The sequence below is a fragment of the Nocardioides astragali genome, from assembly GCF_024436375.1.
Classification (GTDB): Bacteria; Actinomycetota; Actinomycetes; order Propionibacteriales; family Nocardioidaceae; genus Nocardioides; species Nocardioides astragali.
The window spans coordinates 36839-50452 of the sequence record NZ_JAFMZM010000006.1 but is presented as its reverse complement, the minus strand read 5'-3'; the positions used below and the strand labels follow the sequence as shown (position 1 = coordinate 50452).

General features: G+C 68.2%; 15 protein-coding genes and 1 tRNA gene. 2 read left to right on the top strand and 14 right to left on the bottom strand.

Annotated elements, in window-relative coordinates; genetic code table 11:
- The 8 genes from J3P44_RS19745 to rplJ form a co-directional block, all read right to left on the bottom strand.
- Entirely contained in the window at positions 1-963 is a 963-nt protein-coding gene (locus J3P44_RS19745) for an MCE family protein (RefSeq protein WP_255892184.1), read from the bottom strand.
- A gap of 64 nt (positions 964-1027) precedes the next feature.
- A complete protein-coding gene (locus tag J3P44_RS19740) occupies positions 1028-2065 on the bottom strand; it encodes an MCE family protein (RefSeq protein ID WP_255892183.1) in 1038 nt (345 codons plus the stop codon).
- Positions 2062-3336 (bottom strand): MCE family protein, encoded by a 1275-nt coding sequence (locus tag J3P44_RS19735; RefSeq protein WP_255892182.1) that lies wholly within the window; start codon positions 3334-3336, stop codon positions 2062-2064. The genes J3P44_RS19740 and J3P44_RS19735 overlap by 4 nt, the downstream gene beginning before the upstream one ends.
- 7 nt (positions 3337-3343) lie before the next feature.
- Entirely contained in the window at positions 3344-4138 is a 795-nt protein-coding gene (locus tag J3P44_RS19730; RefSeq protein ID WP_305122747.1) for an MlaE family ABC transporter permease, read from the bottom strand.
- A 31-nt stretch (positions 4139-4169) separates the two neighbouring features.
- The gene (locus J3P44_RS19725; RefSeq protein WP_255892181.1) at positions 4170-4955 is read right to left on the bottom strand and encodes an MlaE family ABC transporter permease; all 786 of its coding nucleotides are present in this window, start codon (positions 4953-4955) and stop codon (positions 4170-4172) included.
- Positions 4956-4961: 6 nt separating this feature from the next.
- Entirely contained in the window at positions 4962-5918 is a 957-nt protein-coding gene (locus J3P44_RS19720; protein ID WP_255892180.1) for an ABC transporter ATP-binding protein, read from the bottom strand.
- 181 nt (positions 5919-6099) lie between these two features.
- Positions 6100-6492: a 50S ribosomal protein L7/L12 gene (gene rplL, locus J3P44_RS19715; protein WP_255892179.1), complete on the bottom strand. Its 393-nt coding sequence runs from the start codon at positions 6490-6492 to the stop codon at positions 6100-6102.
- Between the two features lie 76 nt (positions 6493-6568).
- The gene (gene rplJ / locus J3P44_RS19710; protein ID WP_255892178.1) at positions 6569-7225 is read right to left on the bottom strand and encodes a 50S ribosomal protein L10; all 657 of its coding nucleotides are present in this window, start codon (positions 7223-7225) and stop codon (positions 6569-6571) included.
- A 287-nt stretch (positions 7226-7512) separates the two neighbouring features.
- Here rplJ and J3P44_RS19705 point away from each other — a divergent pair, with 287 nt between their 5' ends.
- Complete coding sequence (locus tag J3P44_RS19705) at positions 7513-8502, top strand: DnaB-like helicase C-terminal domain-containing protein (RefSeq protein ID WP_255892177.1); 990 nt, start codon at positions 7513-7515, stop codon at positions 8500-8502.
- A gap of 87 nt (positions 8503-8589) precedes the next feature.
- Here the strand turns inward: J3P44_RS19705 and J3P44_RS19700 are convergent, their stop codons facing one another.
- The 6 genes from J3P44_RS19700 to J3P44_RS19675 form a co-directional block, all read right to left on the bottom strand.
- Positions 8590-9456 carry an SCO4651 family lipoprotein gene (locus J3P44_RS19700; protein ID WP_255892176.1) on the bottom strand — a complete coding sequence of 289 codons (867 nt, stop codon included), beginning with the start codon at positions 9454-9456 and terminating at the stop codon, positions 8590-8592.
- 150 nt (positions 9457-9606) lie between these two features.
- The gene (rplA, locus tag J3P44_RS19695; RefSeq protein ID WP_255892175.1) at positions 9607-10329 is read right to left on the bottom strand and encodes a 50S ribosomal protein L1; all 723 of its coding nucleotides are present in this window, start codon (positions 10327-10329) and stop codon (positions 9607-9609) included.
- Between the two features lie 98 nt (positions 10330-10427).
- Entirely contained in the window at positions 10428-10856 is a 429-nt protein-coding gene (gene rplK, locus J3P44_RS19690; protein WP_255892174.1) for a 50S ribosomal protein L11, read from the bottom strand.
- 215 nt (positions 10857-11071) lie between these two features.
- A complete protein-coding gene (gene nusG, locus J3P44_RS19685) occupies positions 11072-11926 on the bottom strand; it encodes a transcription termination/antitermination protein NusG (RefSeq protein WP_372496661.1) in 855 nt (284 codons plus the stop codon).
- A gap of 98 nt (positions 11927-12024) precedes the next feature.
- Positions 12025-12279, bottom strand: a complete 255-nt coding sequence (secE, locus tag J3P44_RS19680; RefSeq protein ID WP_255892173.1) for a preprotein translocase subunit SecE — start codon at positions 12277-12279, stop codon at positions 12025-12027.
- A 42-nt stretch (positions 12280-12321) separates the two neighbouring features.
- A tRNA-Trp gene (locus J3P44_RS19675) sits at positions 12322-12394 on the bottom strand.
- 150 nt (positions 12395-12544) lie between these two features.
- Here J3P44_RS19675 and J3P44_RS19670 point away from each other — a divergent pair.
- Positions 12545-13573 (top strand): adenosine deaminase, encoded by a 1029-nt coding sequence (locus J3P44_RS19670; protein WP_255892172.1) that lies wholly within the window; start codon positions 12545-12547, stop codon positions 13571-13573.
- The last annotated feature ends 41 nt before the right edge of the window (positions 13574-13614 follow it).

Here is a 13614-nt window from a genome sequence, read left to right as displayed (position 1 = left end):
TCAGCCCACCTGCGGAACGGGAGGGAAGTTGGCGATCCACGTGTCGAACCAGGGACCGGTGCCGAGCGTGTTGGCGAAGACGCGGTAGAACGGGGCCATCAACCGCAGGCTGCTGTCCAGGTTGTCCTCGTTCTTGTTGAGCACCGCGATGACGTTCTCCAGGTGCGCCAGCGCCGGGGCGAGGTCATCGCGCGACTGCCGGATCAGCGCAGTGAGCTCCTGGGAGAGCTTGGTGCTGGAGACGAGCAGGTCGTGCACGGCGTCACGTCGGGCGACCAGGGCCCGGAACAGCACGTCGCCGTCCTGCATCAGCTTGATGATGTCCTCGTCGCGCGCATCGAGGACCTTCGAGACCCGCTCGAGGTTCTGCAGCAGCGTGTTGAGCTGCTCGTCCTTCGCGGCCACGTTGGCCGAGAGCCGGCTGAGGCCGGACAGGGCGCCGCGGAACTCCTCCGGGGTGTTGCGCGTCAGGTCGGCGAGCGTGGTCAGCGACTCTGCCAGCTGGTCGGTGTCGATCTGCTCGGACGTGGAGGCCAGCCCCTCGAACGCCTCGACCACGTCGAAGGGGGAGGACGTACGCTCCGCCGGGATGGTCGCGTTCTCCGCGAGCTGGCCGCTCCCGGCGGGCTCGAGGGCCAGGAACATCGAGCCCAGGACCGTCTTGACCTTGATCGCGGCCCGGGTGTCGGCGCCGAAGTCGGCGGCGTCGTCGACCTTGAAGGTCACCTTCACCTCGTCACCGGCGAGCTCGACCTCGTTGACCTTGCCGACGCGGACTCCGGCGATTCGTACCTCGTCGTTGACCTTCAGCCCGCCGGCCTCGGTGAACATGGCGTGGTAGGTGTCGCCGCCGCCGATGATCGGCAGGTCATCGGCGCGCAGCGCGGCCACCATCACCATGGCGAGGACGACGAGGCTGACGGCACCCACGATGACGGGGTTGCGCTCCCTGAACGGCTTCATCTCGGGGTCCCCTCGGCGTTGTTCGGAGGAGCGCAGCGGGGGAGAAGAACGGCGTGGGGTGAGTTCATCCGAGATCACACCTGTCGGACCCGGTCTGGTACTTGACCGGCAGCGAGACCCCGCCGGGCAGGTTGACCCGGCCCTGGAACTCGCAGAGGTAGAAGTTGAAGAACGAGCCGTAGATCGCGGTGCGACCGATCTTGTCGAGCTTGATCGGCAGGACCTGGAGGGCCCGGTCGAGCTCGGCCTTGTTCTTGTCGATGTTGCCGGCCACCGCCCGCAGCTCCTTGATGTCCTTGACGAACGGCTCGCGGATGCCGTCGATGAGGGACGCGGTCTCCACCGACAGCGCGGAGACGTCCTCGAGCGAGTCGAGGATCGCGAACCGGTCCTTCTTGAGGCCGCCGACGAGGGTGCGGAAGGACTGGATCAGCCGCGTCAGCTGCTCGTCGCGGTCGGCGACGTGGTCGAGGACGAGGGACAGGTTGTCGATCAGGTCGCCGATCACCTCGTCGCGGTCGGCGAGGGTCGAGGTGACGGACGCGGTGTGGGCGAGCAGCCCCTCGAGCGTGCCGCCCTCGCCCTGGAACACCTGGATCAGCTCGTAGGAGAGCTTGTTGACATCCTCCGGCGAGAGCGCCTGGAAGAGCGGCTTGAACCCGTTGAACAGCACCGTCAGGTCCAGCGCCGGCCTGGTCCGCGAGACCGGGATGGTGGTCCCGGCGGGCAGCCGCTGGGTGTCGCCCACCTCCTGGGTGAGGGAGATGTAGCGCTGGCCGACGAGGTTGCGGTAGCGGATCGAGGCGTTGGTGCCACCGTTGACCGACGTGTCCTCGTCCACGGAGAAGGTGACCAGGGCCCGGGTGCGGTCGATGATCTCCACCTCGCTCACGGTGCCGACCCGGACACCGGCGACGCGGATGTCGTCGCCCTTGGTGACGCCCGTCGCGTCGGTGAACTCGGCCTTGTAGTCGCGCGAGTCTCCGAAGCCGATGTTGCCGATCGTCACGATCAGCACCGTGGTGGCGAGCGAGGTCACCACGATGAAGACCAGGAGCTTCACCAGGTCGACGGAGGTCTTCTTGTCCAGCAGCTGGCTCATCGAAGCGACACCTCCGCCCCGCGTGCCATGGGACCGACAAGCAGCACACCCAGGTCGGGTACGTCGTCGGCACTGACGCCTAACCCTGGCGCGAGCAGCGCCTTGAGGAGCGCGGCCTCGTCGCGGCCGCCGACGAACCCGGCGGCGGTGCCGGACCATCCGGGCCCGACGCGGCTGGTGCCCTTGCCGGTGGGCTCGTCGATCCCGTCGACGAAGTCGGGCTGGTGGGTCACGGGGTTGCTCTGCGACCACGGCGGGTTGGGCAGCCGGCCGCAGTGATATCCCCGCGTGTCGCCGTAGATCGGGGCGTCCTGGGGTCCGTAGGCGCGGGGTTGGTGGGGCAGGGTCTCGAGCACGATGTGCAGGGTGAAGCCACGGAACGCCTCGGCCTGGAGCTTGCCGGCACCGACGATGCCGCCCAGGAGGCAGGGGTAGCCCGGCGCGTAGCGCGCGAACACCTCGAGCTGGGCGGCACCCAGCTCCCCGAGCCGAACCAGGTTGTCGCCGTTGTTGCGGGTGAAGCGCTCGGCGACGGCGGAGAACTGGGAGACGTCGTTGAAGAGCGCCTTGAGCTTCTCCTCGCGGTCCTCCAGCGTCGTGGTCGTGGTGATCGTGTTGCGCAGGATCGTCGCGACCTCGGGCAGCACGTCGGCGTACGTGTCGGAGACCTCCGCGGTCAGCCGCAGGTCCTCGATCAGGCCGGGCAGCTCGGGGTTGAACCGGGTCAGGTAGTCGTCGAGCGTCTCGAGGCTCTCGCCGAGCTGCTCGCCGCGGCCCTCCAGCGCGGTGGCGATCGCGTTGAGCGTGGTGTTGAGGTCGGCCGGTTGGACGGCGCGCAGCAGCGGGTAGAGGTCGCTGAGCACCTTCTCGACCTCGATCGACAAGTTGGTCCGCTCGATCACGTCACCGGCCGCGATCGGGGGAGCGGACGAGCCACCCTCGGGGACGATCAGCGACACGAACTTCTCACCGAACAGCGTCTTGGGCAGGATCGACGCGGTGACGTCCCTGGGGATCGCGGTGGTGCGGTCCTGGAAGAGGCCGAGGGTGATCTCGGCGCCCTCGGCGGTGGGCCTGAAGTCGAGCACCTCGCCCACGATGACGCCCTTGATCTTGACGTCCGCGCGGTGCGGGAGCTGCAGCCCGATCTTGGACGCGTGGACTGTGACCTCGTCGTAGTCGGTGAACTTCTTGGTGAAGACGCCGTAGGTGACCCACACCGACGCCAGCATGAGCACCAGGAACAGCACTCCCAGGGACTTCGTCCTCATCAGTCGCTCACCCCGCCAACCGCACAGTGGTGGACGCGCCCCAGATGGCCATCGACAGGAACAGGTCGAGCACGTTGATCGCGACGATGCTCGTGCGCACCGCACGACCCACGGCGACGCCGACGCCGGCGGGACCGCCAGAGGCGTTGTAGCCGTGGTAGCAGTGGATGAGGATGACGGTGACGGCGAAGACCAGGACCTTGCCGAAGGACCAGAGCACGTCGCCCGGCGGCAGGAACGCGTTGAAGTAGTGGTCGTAGGTGCCCGACGACTGGCCGTAGACCTGCGTCACCACCAGCCGGCTGGCGAAGTAGGACGACAGCAGCCCGACCACGTACAGCGGGATGATCGCGATCAGTCCGCCGACCACCCGGGTGGCGACCAGGAAGGGCATCGAGGGGATCGCCATCACCTCGAGGGCGTCGACCTCTTCCGAGATCCGCATGGCGCCGAGCTGGGCGGTGAAGCCGCAGCCGACCGTGGCGGCGAGTGCGATGCCGGCGACCAGCGGCGCGATCTCGCGGGTGTTGAAGTAGGCGGAGACGAAGCCCGAGAAGGCGGCAGTGCCGAGCTGGTTGAGCGCGGCGTAGCCGGAGAGACCGACCTGGGCGCCGGTGAAGAACGTCATGCCGATGATGACGCCGACGGTGCCACCGATGACCGCCAGCGCGCCGGAGCCCAGCGTGACCTCGGCGAGGATCCGCAGGATCTCCCGCGGGTAGCGGCGGACCGAGCGGGGGATGGCCTTGAGCACGCCGATGTGGAAGGCGAGCTGTTGGCCCATGGTATCGAGCGAGGCCATGGGCTTGACGTAGACGTCCTTGAGAGCCACGTCATCCGCCCTTCGGGGGGACGACCTGGAGGTAGATCATGCTGAGGACGAAGTTGGCCACGAAGAGCAGCAGGAACGTGATGACGACCGACTCGTTGACCGCGTCACCGACGCCCTTCGGGCCACCGTTGGCGTTCATGCCCTTGTAGGAAGCGACGATCGCGGCGATGAGGCCGAAGATCAGCGCCTTGATCAGGCCGATCCACAGGTCGGGAAGCTGGGCGAGGGCGGTGAAGCTGGCCAGGTAGGCGCCGGGCGTGCCGTCCTGGAGGATCACGTTGAAGACGTAGCCGCCGGCCACCCCGACGACACTGACCATGCCATTGAGGAAGAACGCGACGAGCATGCAGGCCAGGACGCGGGGCACGACGAGCCGCTGGATCGGGTCGATGCCGAGCACCATCATCGCGTCGAGCTCTTCGCGGATCTTGCGGGCACCGAGGTCGGCGGCGATGGCCGAGCCGCCGGCGCCGGCGATCAGCAGGGCGGTGCCGATGGGCGCCGCCTGCTGCACCACGGCCAGCACCGAGGCCGACCCGGTGAAGGACTGCGCGCCGAACTGCTTGATCAGGCCGCCGACCTGCAGCGCGATGACGGCACCGAACGGGATGGCGACGAGCGCGGTGGGAACGATCGTGACCGAGGCGATGAACCACGCCTGCTGGATGAACTCACGCAGCTGGAACGGACGCCGGAAGAGCGCCCGGAACACATCGAGCGCGAACGCGAACAGGTTGCCCGCGACCCCGATCGGAGCGAGCGCGCGCGAGGACAATGTCGTGGCCACGGGTCGTCAGGCTCCTGGGGCCAGGCCAGCGTTGCTGGTCTCGAAGGAACCCGGAGGCGGGGTGACGCCGTGCTCGCGGCACCACTCCCCCGGCGGCCGCTGGCTGCGCCGCGGGATGCCGTTGGACGGCTCCTGCTGGAGCGGGATCGGCGGCAGCGGGGGCAGGTCCTGGTCCTTCTCCGCCGCGAGCTCGTCGGCGTCCTTCTCCTCCGACATGCCGATCGGCCCGACCCGCTGGGCGTTGAGGAACTGGCGCACCACCGGCTCCTCCGAGCTCAGCAGCATCTCGCGAGGGCCGAACATGGCGAGGTGCCGGTGGTAGAGCAGGCCGATGTTGTCGGGGACGGTGCGCGCGGTGTTGACGTCGTGGGTGACGATGAGGAAGGTCGCGTCGATCTGGGCGTTGAGGTCGATGATGAGCTGGTTGAGGAACGCCGTACGCACCGGGTCGAGGCCGGAGTCGGGCTCGTCGAAGAGCACGATCTCCGGGTCGAGCACGAGGGCGCGGGCCAGGCCCGCTCGCTTGCGCATGCCCCCGGAGATCTCGCCGGGCAGCTTGTCCTCGGCGCCGAGGAGGCCAACGAGGTCCATCTTCTCCATGACGATGTTGCGGATCTCCGACTCGGACTTCTTGGTGTGCTCGCGCAACGGGAAGGCGACGTTGTCGTAGAGGTTCATCGATCCGAACATGGCGCCGTCCTGGAACAGAACGCCGAAGAGCTTGCGGATCTCGTAGAGCTCCCGCTCGGAGCAGCTCGCGATGTCGGTGCCCTCGATGAGGATCGAACCCTTGTCGGGCTTCAGCAGTCCGATGAGCGTCTTGAGGAAGACCGACTTGCCCGTGCCGGAGGGGCCGAGCATCACGCAGATCTCGCCGGCCGGGATCGTGAGGGTCACGTCACCCCAGATCAGCTGCTTGCCGAACGACTTGGAGAGGTCGCTCACCTTGATCTCGACACCCATGGACGCGGACTTCCTCCCTCGCTACTACTGAGTAGATCAACGGCGAACTGCGCGAGAGGTTACGCCCTGGCGAGACTGTCGTCACTGAGGCCGGAAAACGAGCAGGGCGGTCACCCCGTGGTCCGGGGTGACCGCCCTGAGCGGTCGACGGCGGGCTCGCGAGGAGCCCGCCGTCAGCGAGTCACTTGACGGTGACGGTGGCGCCGGCGGCCTCGAGAGCCTCCTTCGCCTTGTCGGCCGCAGCCTTGTCGACCTTCTCGAGGATCGGCTTCGGGGCCGCCTCGACGAGGTCCTTGGCCTCCTTGAGACCGAGGGAGGTCAGCGAGCGGACCTCCTTGATGACGTTGATCTTCTTGTCACCAGCGGCCTCGAGGATGACGTCGAACTCGTCCTGCGCGACGGCCTCGTCGCCACCGGCAGCGGCGCCACCGGCGGCCGGGGCGGCGGCCACGGCGACGGGGGCGGCGGCGGTCACGCCGAAGGTGTCCTCGAACTGCTTCACGAACTCAGAGAGCTCGATCAGGGTCATCTCCTTGAAGGCGTCAAGGAGCTCGTCGGTGCTGAGCTTCGCCATGGTGGCGTTTCCTTCCGTGTGTGGCGCGGTCGCGTGGTGCGGCGCGCCGGGTTTCAGGTGGTGTACGTCGGCCCGGTCAGGCGTCGGTGGACTCGGCGGCCTGGTCGGCAGCCTCGTCGGTCGCCTCGGGCTCGGCGGCCGCGGGGGCCTCCTCCACCGGGGCGTCCTCGGCAGCGGGAACATCCGGCGTACCGGCACCACCTGCGAGGATCGTGGGGTCCTGCTCGGCCTTCGCTTGGAGCGCACCCGCGAGACGGGCGGCCTGGGCGAGCGGCGCATTGAGCAGGTAGACGGCCTGGGAGAGGCTCGCGAGCATCGCGCCCGCCAGCTTGCCCATCAGCACCTCGCGCGACTCGAGGTCAGCCAGCTTGGCGACCTCGGCAGCGTCGAGGGTGTTGCCGTCCAGGACTCCACCCTTGATGACAAGGGCGGGGTTGGCCTTGGCAAAGTCACGCAGACCCTTGGCGGCCTCGACCACGTCTCCATTGATGAAGGCGATGGCGGTGGGGCCGGTCAACAGGTCGTCGAAGCCTTCGATTCCCACCTCGGTGGCGGCAATCTTGGCGAGCGTGTTCTTGACCACGGCGTAGTTGGCGTTCTCGCCGAGGGAGCGCCGCAGGTCCTGCAGCTGCTTCACGGTGAGACCGCGGTACTCGGTCAGCACAGCGCCGGCGGAGTCGTTGAAGGACTCAACGATCTCTGCAACGGCGGCAGTCTTTTCTGGCCGCGCCATGGGTCTCCTTCCGGGGTGGACCACCGGCGTCCGGCCCACAGACGACGAACGCCCCGAGCACAGGCTCAGGGCGTGGATGCGGCGAGGGCCGCTGCTCTGTCACCTGCGCCGGCCGTCCGCTGCTGCGAACCTTCGGTCACGGGCGAGGAGCTCGTGACCACCTGCGGTCTTGGGTTTCGAGACGGAACAGTACGCGTCCACTGCCGGACCCGACAAATCGGTGCGACCTCGAGCGATTCGCTGCATTCGGCTCCCGCGGGTGGCCCAAGACTGGTTCGATGGTCGGCGTGGATCAACAGCTCACGACCGTCGGGGCCTCGCTCGCCCGCAGCGACGAACGCATGCTCACCGGACGCAACGCTGCCGGGCGGGTCTGGAAGACCGGTTTCGGCGGGCTCGACCCGCTGATCGGCGGCGGCATGCGCGCGGGATCGCTCATCCTGCTCGCCGGCCCGCAGGGCTTGGGCAAGTCGACCTTCGCGCTCCAGATCGCCCGCAACAACGCCGCCTCCGGTCGACCGGTCCTCTATTTCTCCTACGAGCACGACGCCGAGGACATGACGCAGAAGCTCCTCGCCATGGAGGCCGGCGAGCTGGACGAGTCCGACCAGGTGCGACTGAACAGCATCCGCTCCATCTTCGACGACCTCTGGGTGAGCTCGCTGGACCACCGCCTCGAGTCGGTGCCGTCCGGCGTCGAGGCCCTGGCCAAGGTGTCCCACTACTCGGAGATGCTCTTCCTCCACCGCTCGACCGGCACCCGCACCGACCTCGCCGCGATCCAGTCTGCCGTCGAGGCCGTCCGCGAGCTGGCCGGGACCACGCCGCTGGTGGTCGTGGACTACATGCAGAAGGTGAAGTCGTCCCACACCGACGACGACGCGCGCTCCACCGAGGTGGTCGAGGGCCTCAAGGACCTCGCCATCGACATCAGCGCCCCGGTGCTGGCCATCGCCGCCGCCGAGAAGGAGGCACTACGCTCCGGCCGGCGGATGCGCTCCAACGACCTGCGCGGCTCGAGTGCGCTGGCGTACGAGGCCGACGTGGTGCTGGTGCTCAACAACAAGTTCGACATCGTCGCGCGGCACCACCTGACGTACGACGTCGGCAACGCGGAGCGCTTCCGTGACTATGCGGTCCTCTCGATCGAGAAGAACCGCTTCGGTCGGGACGGAGCGGTCCTGCAGTTCCGGACCCGCTTCGACCAGGGCCGCTTCGACGCCGAGGGCACCGACGTCCAGGAGCAGCTGATCGACGAGCGGATCTTCCGCGAGTGAGCAGCGGTGCCTGATCAGCGGTGCTGATCAGGCGGCGCCGGCGCCAGGGACCAGTGCCACTGTCCGCGGCACCGCCCCGGACGTGGGTCACATTCCCGGCGCCTCGGTGACCTGGGCGGCCGGCGGGGCCTCGATCTCGACGTCCGTGCCGAAGTCGGAGTAGGTGCCCTCGGTCGTGGTCGAGGTGGGCGCGCCACCGGCCGTGGCGGGGACCTCGATGGTCTGCGTGAACCTGCGCGGCAGGCTGTCGCCGTCCACCCACATCTCGGTGACGAGCTCCTTGGGCAGCATGTCCGCCATGGCAGCGGGGAACTCCATCGCCTTGAGGTACTGGCTCGGGTCCATCGTGATCCGGTAGTGGTTGGTGGGCACGCCGTCGACGTCCTCGGTGCCGAGCAGCTCGAGCTTCTTCGGCGACTCCATGGCCTTGAACATCACCTCAGGGTCGGCGGCCTTGCCGATCATGCCGAACAACGAGTCGGGGTCGCTCAGGTCGATCTTGATCCACTTGTCCCCCGTGCCGAAGTCGGGAGACTTCATGTACATGGCCTTGCCCAGGAGGATCATCTCCATGGCCTGTGCCCCGGTGCTGGAGGCCATCATCTCGATCCCCGCGTCGCTGAACCGGGCCTGACCGGCCATCTTCTGCTCCTGCCCGGCGACGCCGGCGACGGTCTCGAAGTTGAAGCTCTCGGCCTCGCGCATCGCGGCCATCACCGACGGGTAGAAGTCGTCGCTGGTCAGCTCGGCCAGCGATGCCTCGTCGGGCGTCTCGGACTCGTCCTCGCTCGGCTCCTCGGTCGACTCGTCGGCGCTGTCGTCCGTGCCCTCGTCGGTGGCCGAGCTCGAGGAGTCGGTGGTACCCCCGTCGTCGCTGCAGGCGGTGAGGCTCGCGCCGATGGAGAGCACCAGGGCGGCGGTGCCGAGACGGCGAGCGAGGGACGTGACGCGCATGGGTGTCTCCTGGGACAGAACGACTGGACGACGACTGGACGTGCGGGATCGTGCGGACTTCCTACCCGATGCTTCCACACCGAAACGGCCGTCCGAGAAGCAGTTCGGCCCGGCCACCCCAGAGGGGCGACCGGGCCGGAACGGCAAGGCTCAGGCCTGGACGGCCTCGTCCTCCGACGCGACGTTCTTGACGCGGTTGGGGTCGACCTGGATGCCGGGGCCCATCGTCGTCGAGACGGTGATCTTCTTGATGTAGCGGCCCTTGGAGCTGGCCGGCTTGAGACGCAGCACCTCGTCGAGGGCGGCAGCGTAGTTCTCCGCGAGCTGCGTCTCGGAGAACGATGCCTTACCGATGATGAAGTGCAGGTTGGCGTGGCGGTCGACGCGGAACTCGATCTTGCCGCCCTTGATGTCCGTGACGGCCTTGGCGACATCGGGGGTCACCGTGCCGGTCTTCGGGTTCGGCATGAGCGAGCGGGGGCCGAGGACGCGACCGAGGCGACCGACCTTGCCCATCATGTCGGGCGTGGCGACGACGGCGTCGAAGTCGAGCCAGCCGCCGGCGACCTTCTCGATCAGCTCGTCGCCACCGACGAACTCGGCGCCGGCCTCACGCGCGGCCTCGGCCTTCTCGGCCGTGGCGAACACCAGCACGCGGGCAGTCTTGCCGGTGCCGTGCGGGAGGTTGACGGTGCCGCGGACCATCTGGTCGGCCTTGCGCGGGTCGACACCCAGGCGCATGACGACGTCGAGGGTCTCGTCGAACTTCTTCTTGGAGCCGCCCTTGGCGATCTTGATGGCGGCCAGCGGGGCGTAGAGCTCGTCCTGGTTGAACGTCTCGGCCGCCGCGCGGTAGGTCTTGCTGCGCTGCATGGTCTTCTCTTTCGTTTGCTGGACGCGGCGAGCGCGTCCGAGAGTGGAGTGGTCGGCGAGCCAGCGCGGCTCTCCCACATGCCTCCGGAGAGGCGTTGTCAGTCGGTCGTGACGCCCATCGAGCGCGCAGTGCCCTCGACGATCTTCATGGCCGCATCGATGTTGTTGGCGTTGAGGTCAGGCAGCTTGGTGGTCGCGATCTCGCGGACCTGGTCCTTGGTCAGCTTGCCGACCTTGTCCTTGTGCGGGACGCCGGAGCCCTTGGACAGTCCGGCGGCCTTCTTGATCAGCTCGGCGGCCGGAGGGGTCTTGGTGATGAAGTCGAACGAGCGGTCCTCGTAGATGGTGATCTCGACGGGGATCACGTTGCCGCGCATGGACTCGGTCTGGGCGTTGTAGGCCTTGCAGAAGTCCATGATGTTGACGCCGTGCGGGCCGAGCGCCGTACCCACCGGCGGAGCCGGGGTGGCCGAACCGGCCTGCAGCTGCACCTTGACCAGTGCGGCGATCTTCTTCTTCGGAGGCATTGCCTTCTCTTTCTCTCTTGTGGTCACGACGAGGGCACTCGCCCTCTGCCACGGGTTGTTGCTACTTCATTGTCGCCCGGGCTCGTCTTCTCTGTGAAATCGAGCCTTCAGGGTGGGTTTCGAGACGCGTCACACATCCCCTCGCTTCGCTCGGGTCCGTGCCGACGCTCCTCAACCTCTTCGCTGACCAGGACCGAGCAAGCTCGGTCCTGCGCTCAGACCTTCTGAATCTGGCTGAAGCTCAGCTCGACCGGGGTCTCCCGGCCGAAGATCTCGACGAGGGCCTTGACGCGCTGCGACTCGGCGTTGATCTCGGTGATCGTCGCGTGGAGCGTGGCGAACGGACCGTCGACCACCATGACCGAGTCGGACACGTCGAAGTCGGCGACCTCGACCGGCTTGCGCGGGGTGGTGGACGCGCCCTTCTCACCGGAGGCGGCGGCCTCGGCCTCAGCGACGGCCACGACGGCCGGGGCCAGCATGTCCTCGACCTCGCTCATGCTGAGCGGGACGGGCTGGTGGCTGTGGCCCACGAAGCCGGTGACCGACGGCGTGTGGCGCACGGCCGACCACGACTCGTCGGTGAGGTCCATGCGGACCAGGACGTAGCCGGGGAGAACGGTGCGCGTGACCATCTTGCGCTGGCCGTTCTTGATCTCCGCGACCTCCTCGGTGGGGACCACGATCTCGTGGATGTAGTCCTCCATGTTGAGGGAGATGATGCGGTTCTCGAGGTTGTGCTTGACCCGCTTCTCCATGCCCGAGTAGGTGTGCACGACGAACCAGTCGCCCGGCTTGGCCCAGAGCTCGCGGCGGAAGGCCTCGAGCGGGTCGTTCTCGTCGGCTGCCTCGTCGGCAGCCTCGTCGACGGGCTCCTCGGCGTCGGCCTCGTCGGACTCGTCGCCCTCGGCGTCGTCACCGGCGCTCTCGCCCTCGACGGCGGCCTCGTCCTCGACAGTCACGTCGGCGGTGGTGTCCTCGACGGAGTCCACGTCGGCGTCCTCCGGGGTCGCCTGGTCGTGCGACTCGACCTGGTCCTCGACCTGGTCCACGTCATTGCTCTCCGACACGTCTCACTCCGTACATCGTTTGCTGGGTCCGGTCACCGGGACCGGGGCCGGGCTGGCCCGGCGGGGATCAGAGCAGTGGATTCACCGCTCCGTCGTGGTTACTGGGTGCTGCCACCGGTGAAGATCTCGAAGACCAGCTTGCCGAACGCCAGGTCGAGCATCGAGACCAGCAGCATCACGAAGATGACGAAGACCAGCACCACGAAGAAGTAGGTCACCAGCTGCTGCTGGGTGGGCCACACCACCTTGCGGAGCTCTGCCACCACCTGGCGCAGGAACGTGACGGGGCTGGTGCGCCCACGGTCGTCGCCGCGCGAGTCGCGCCGGTCCTGAACCGCGTTGCCGTCGGCCACGTCTTCCACCTTACTCGTTGTCGCTGGTGCAGTGATTCTTCGCAGGGCACGAGGGACTTGAACCCCCAACCTTCGGTTTTGGAGACCGATGCTCTGCCAGTTGAGCTAGTGCCCTCCGGTGGTCGATCACCCATTTCTGGGGGCATGCCGAAGCATCTGGCGCAACCACCAATCGGGAAGCATACGGGCCCGATCCAGCCTCCGTCGAACCGAGGCGCCGAACCGCAGCACGCCTCGCTCTCGGCCGCCCCCTACGATCCCTCGCATGGCGGGTGAGGTGGAGCGGCATCGCGACGTGTCCCGCCTCCCGAAGGCCCACCTGCACCTGCACTTCACCGGCTCGATGCGGCACGAGACCCTGCTCGAGCTGGCCGAGCGCGACCGGATCGCGCTGCCCGACTCCCTGGTCGAGGACTGGCCGCCGCAGCTCAGCGCCGCCGACGAGAAGGGCTGGTTCCGCTTCCAGCGGCTCTACGACGTGGCGCGCTCGGTGCTGCGCACGCCCGACGACGTACGCCGCCTGGTGCTGGAGGCCGCGGAGGACGACGTCCGAGACGGTGGGCGTTGGCTGGAGATCCAGGTCGACCCGAGCGGCTACGCCGCCCGCTTCGGCGGCATCACCGAGTTCACCGACCTGGTGCTCGACTGCGTCCGCGACGCCTCCGAGCGCACCGGGCTGGGGATGGCCGTGGTGGTCGCCGCCAACCGCACCCGCCACCCTCTCGATGCCCGCACCCTGGCCCGGCTCGCGGCGCAGTACGCCGATCGCGGCGTCGTCGGGTTCGGGCTGTCCAACGACGAGCGACGTGGACGCACCGAGGACTTCGCAGGCGCCTTCCGGATCGCCGAGCGCGCCGACCTGCTCCTGGTCCCGCACGGTGGCGAGCTCCGCGGGCCCGACCACGTCCGCGCCTGCCTGGACAGCCTCGGCGCGCAGCGGCTGGGGCACGGCGTACGGAGCGCCGAGGACCCCGAGCTGCTCGACCGCATCGTGGCCGCCGGTGTCGCGCTCGAGGTCTGTCCGGTCTCCAACGTCTCGCTCGGCATCTACTCCGACCTCACGTCGGTGCCGCTCCCGCAGCTGCTGGCCGCGGGGGCGACGGTCGCCCTGGGCGCCGACGACCCACTGCTGTTCGGCTCGCGCCTCGCCGGGCAGTACGCCACGATGCGCGCGGCCCACGACCTCGACGACGCGACCCTGGCCCGGCTGGCCGAGATGTCCTTCGAGGCCTCCCGGGCGCCGAGCGACGTGGTGGAGACCGCGCGTCGCGACATCGCCGCCTGGCTGGCCTAGCGGCGCTCCCGGGGCTATCTAGGGACGTTCTGGTAGGCGAT

Excerpts from the sequence above, each read along its gene's own strand:
- J3P44_RS19730 (WP_305122747.1), bottom strand. The coding sequence starts at position 4,138 with ATGGCCTCGCTCGATACCATGGGCCAACAGCTCGCCTTCCACATCGGC.
- J3P44_RS19745 (WP_255892184.1), bottom strand. The coding sequence starts at position 963 with ATGAAGCCGTTCAGGGAGCGCAACCCCGTCATCGTGGGTGCCGTCAGC.
- rplK (WP_255892174.1), bottom strand. The coding sequence starts at position 10,856 with ATGCCTCCGAAGAAGAAGATCGCCGCACTGGTCAAGGTGCAGCTGCAG.
- J3P44_RS19720 (WP_255892180.1), bottom strand. The coding sequence starts at position 5,918 with ATGGGTGTCGAGATCAAGGTGAGCGACCTCTCCAAGTCGTTCGGCAAG.
- rplA (WP_255892175.1), bottom strand. The coding sequence starts at position 10,329 with ATGCAGCGCAGCAAGACCTACCGCGCGGCGGCCGAGACGTTCAACCAG.
- J3P44_RS19740 (WP_255892183.1), bottom strand. The coding sequence starts at position 2,065 with ATGAGCCAGCTGCTGGACAAGAAGACCTCCGTCGACCTGGTGAAGCTC.
- rplL (WP_255892179.1), bottom strand. The coding sequence starts at position 6,492 with ATGGCGAAGCTCAGCACCGACGAGCTCCTTGACGCCTTCAAGGAGATG.
- J3P44_RS19700 (WP_255892176.1), bottom strand. The coding sequence starts at position 9,456 with ATGCGCGTCACGTCCCTCGCTCGCCGTCTCGGCACCGCCGCCCTGGTG.
- J3P44_RS19670 (WP_255892172.1), top strand. The coding sequence starts at position 12,545 with ATGGCGGGTGAGGTGGAGCGGCATCGCGACGTGTCCCGCCTCCCGAAG.
- J3P44_RS19735 (WP_255892182.1), bottom strand. The coding sequence starts at position 3,336 with ATGAGGACGAAGTCCCTGGGAGTGCTGTTCCTGGTGCTCATGCTGGCG.
- rplJ (WP_255892178.1), bottom strand. The coding sequence starts at position 7,225 with ATGGCGCGGCCAGAAAAGACTGCCGCCGTTGCAGAGATCGTTGAGTCC.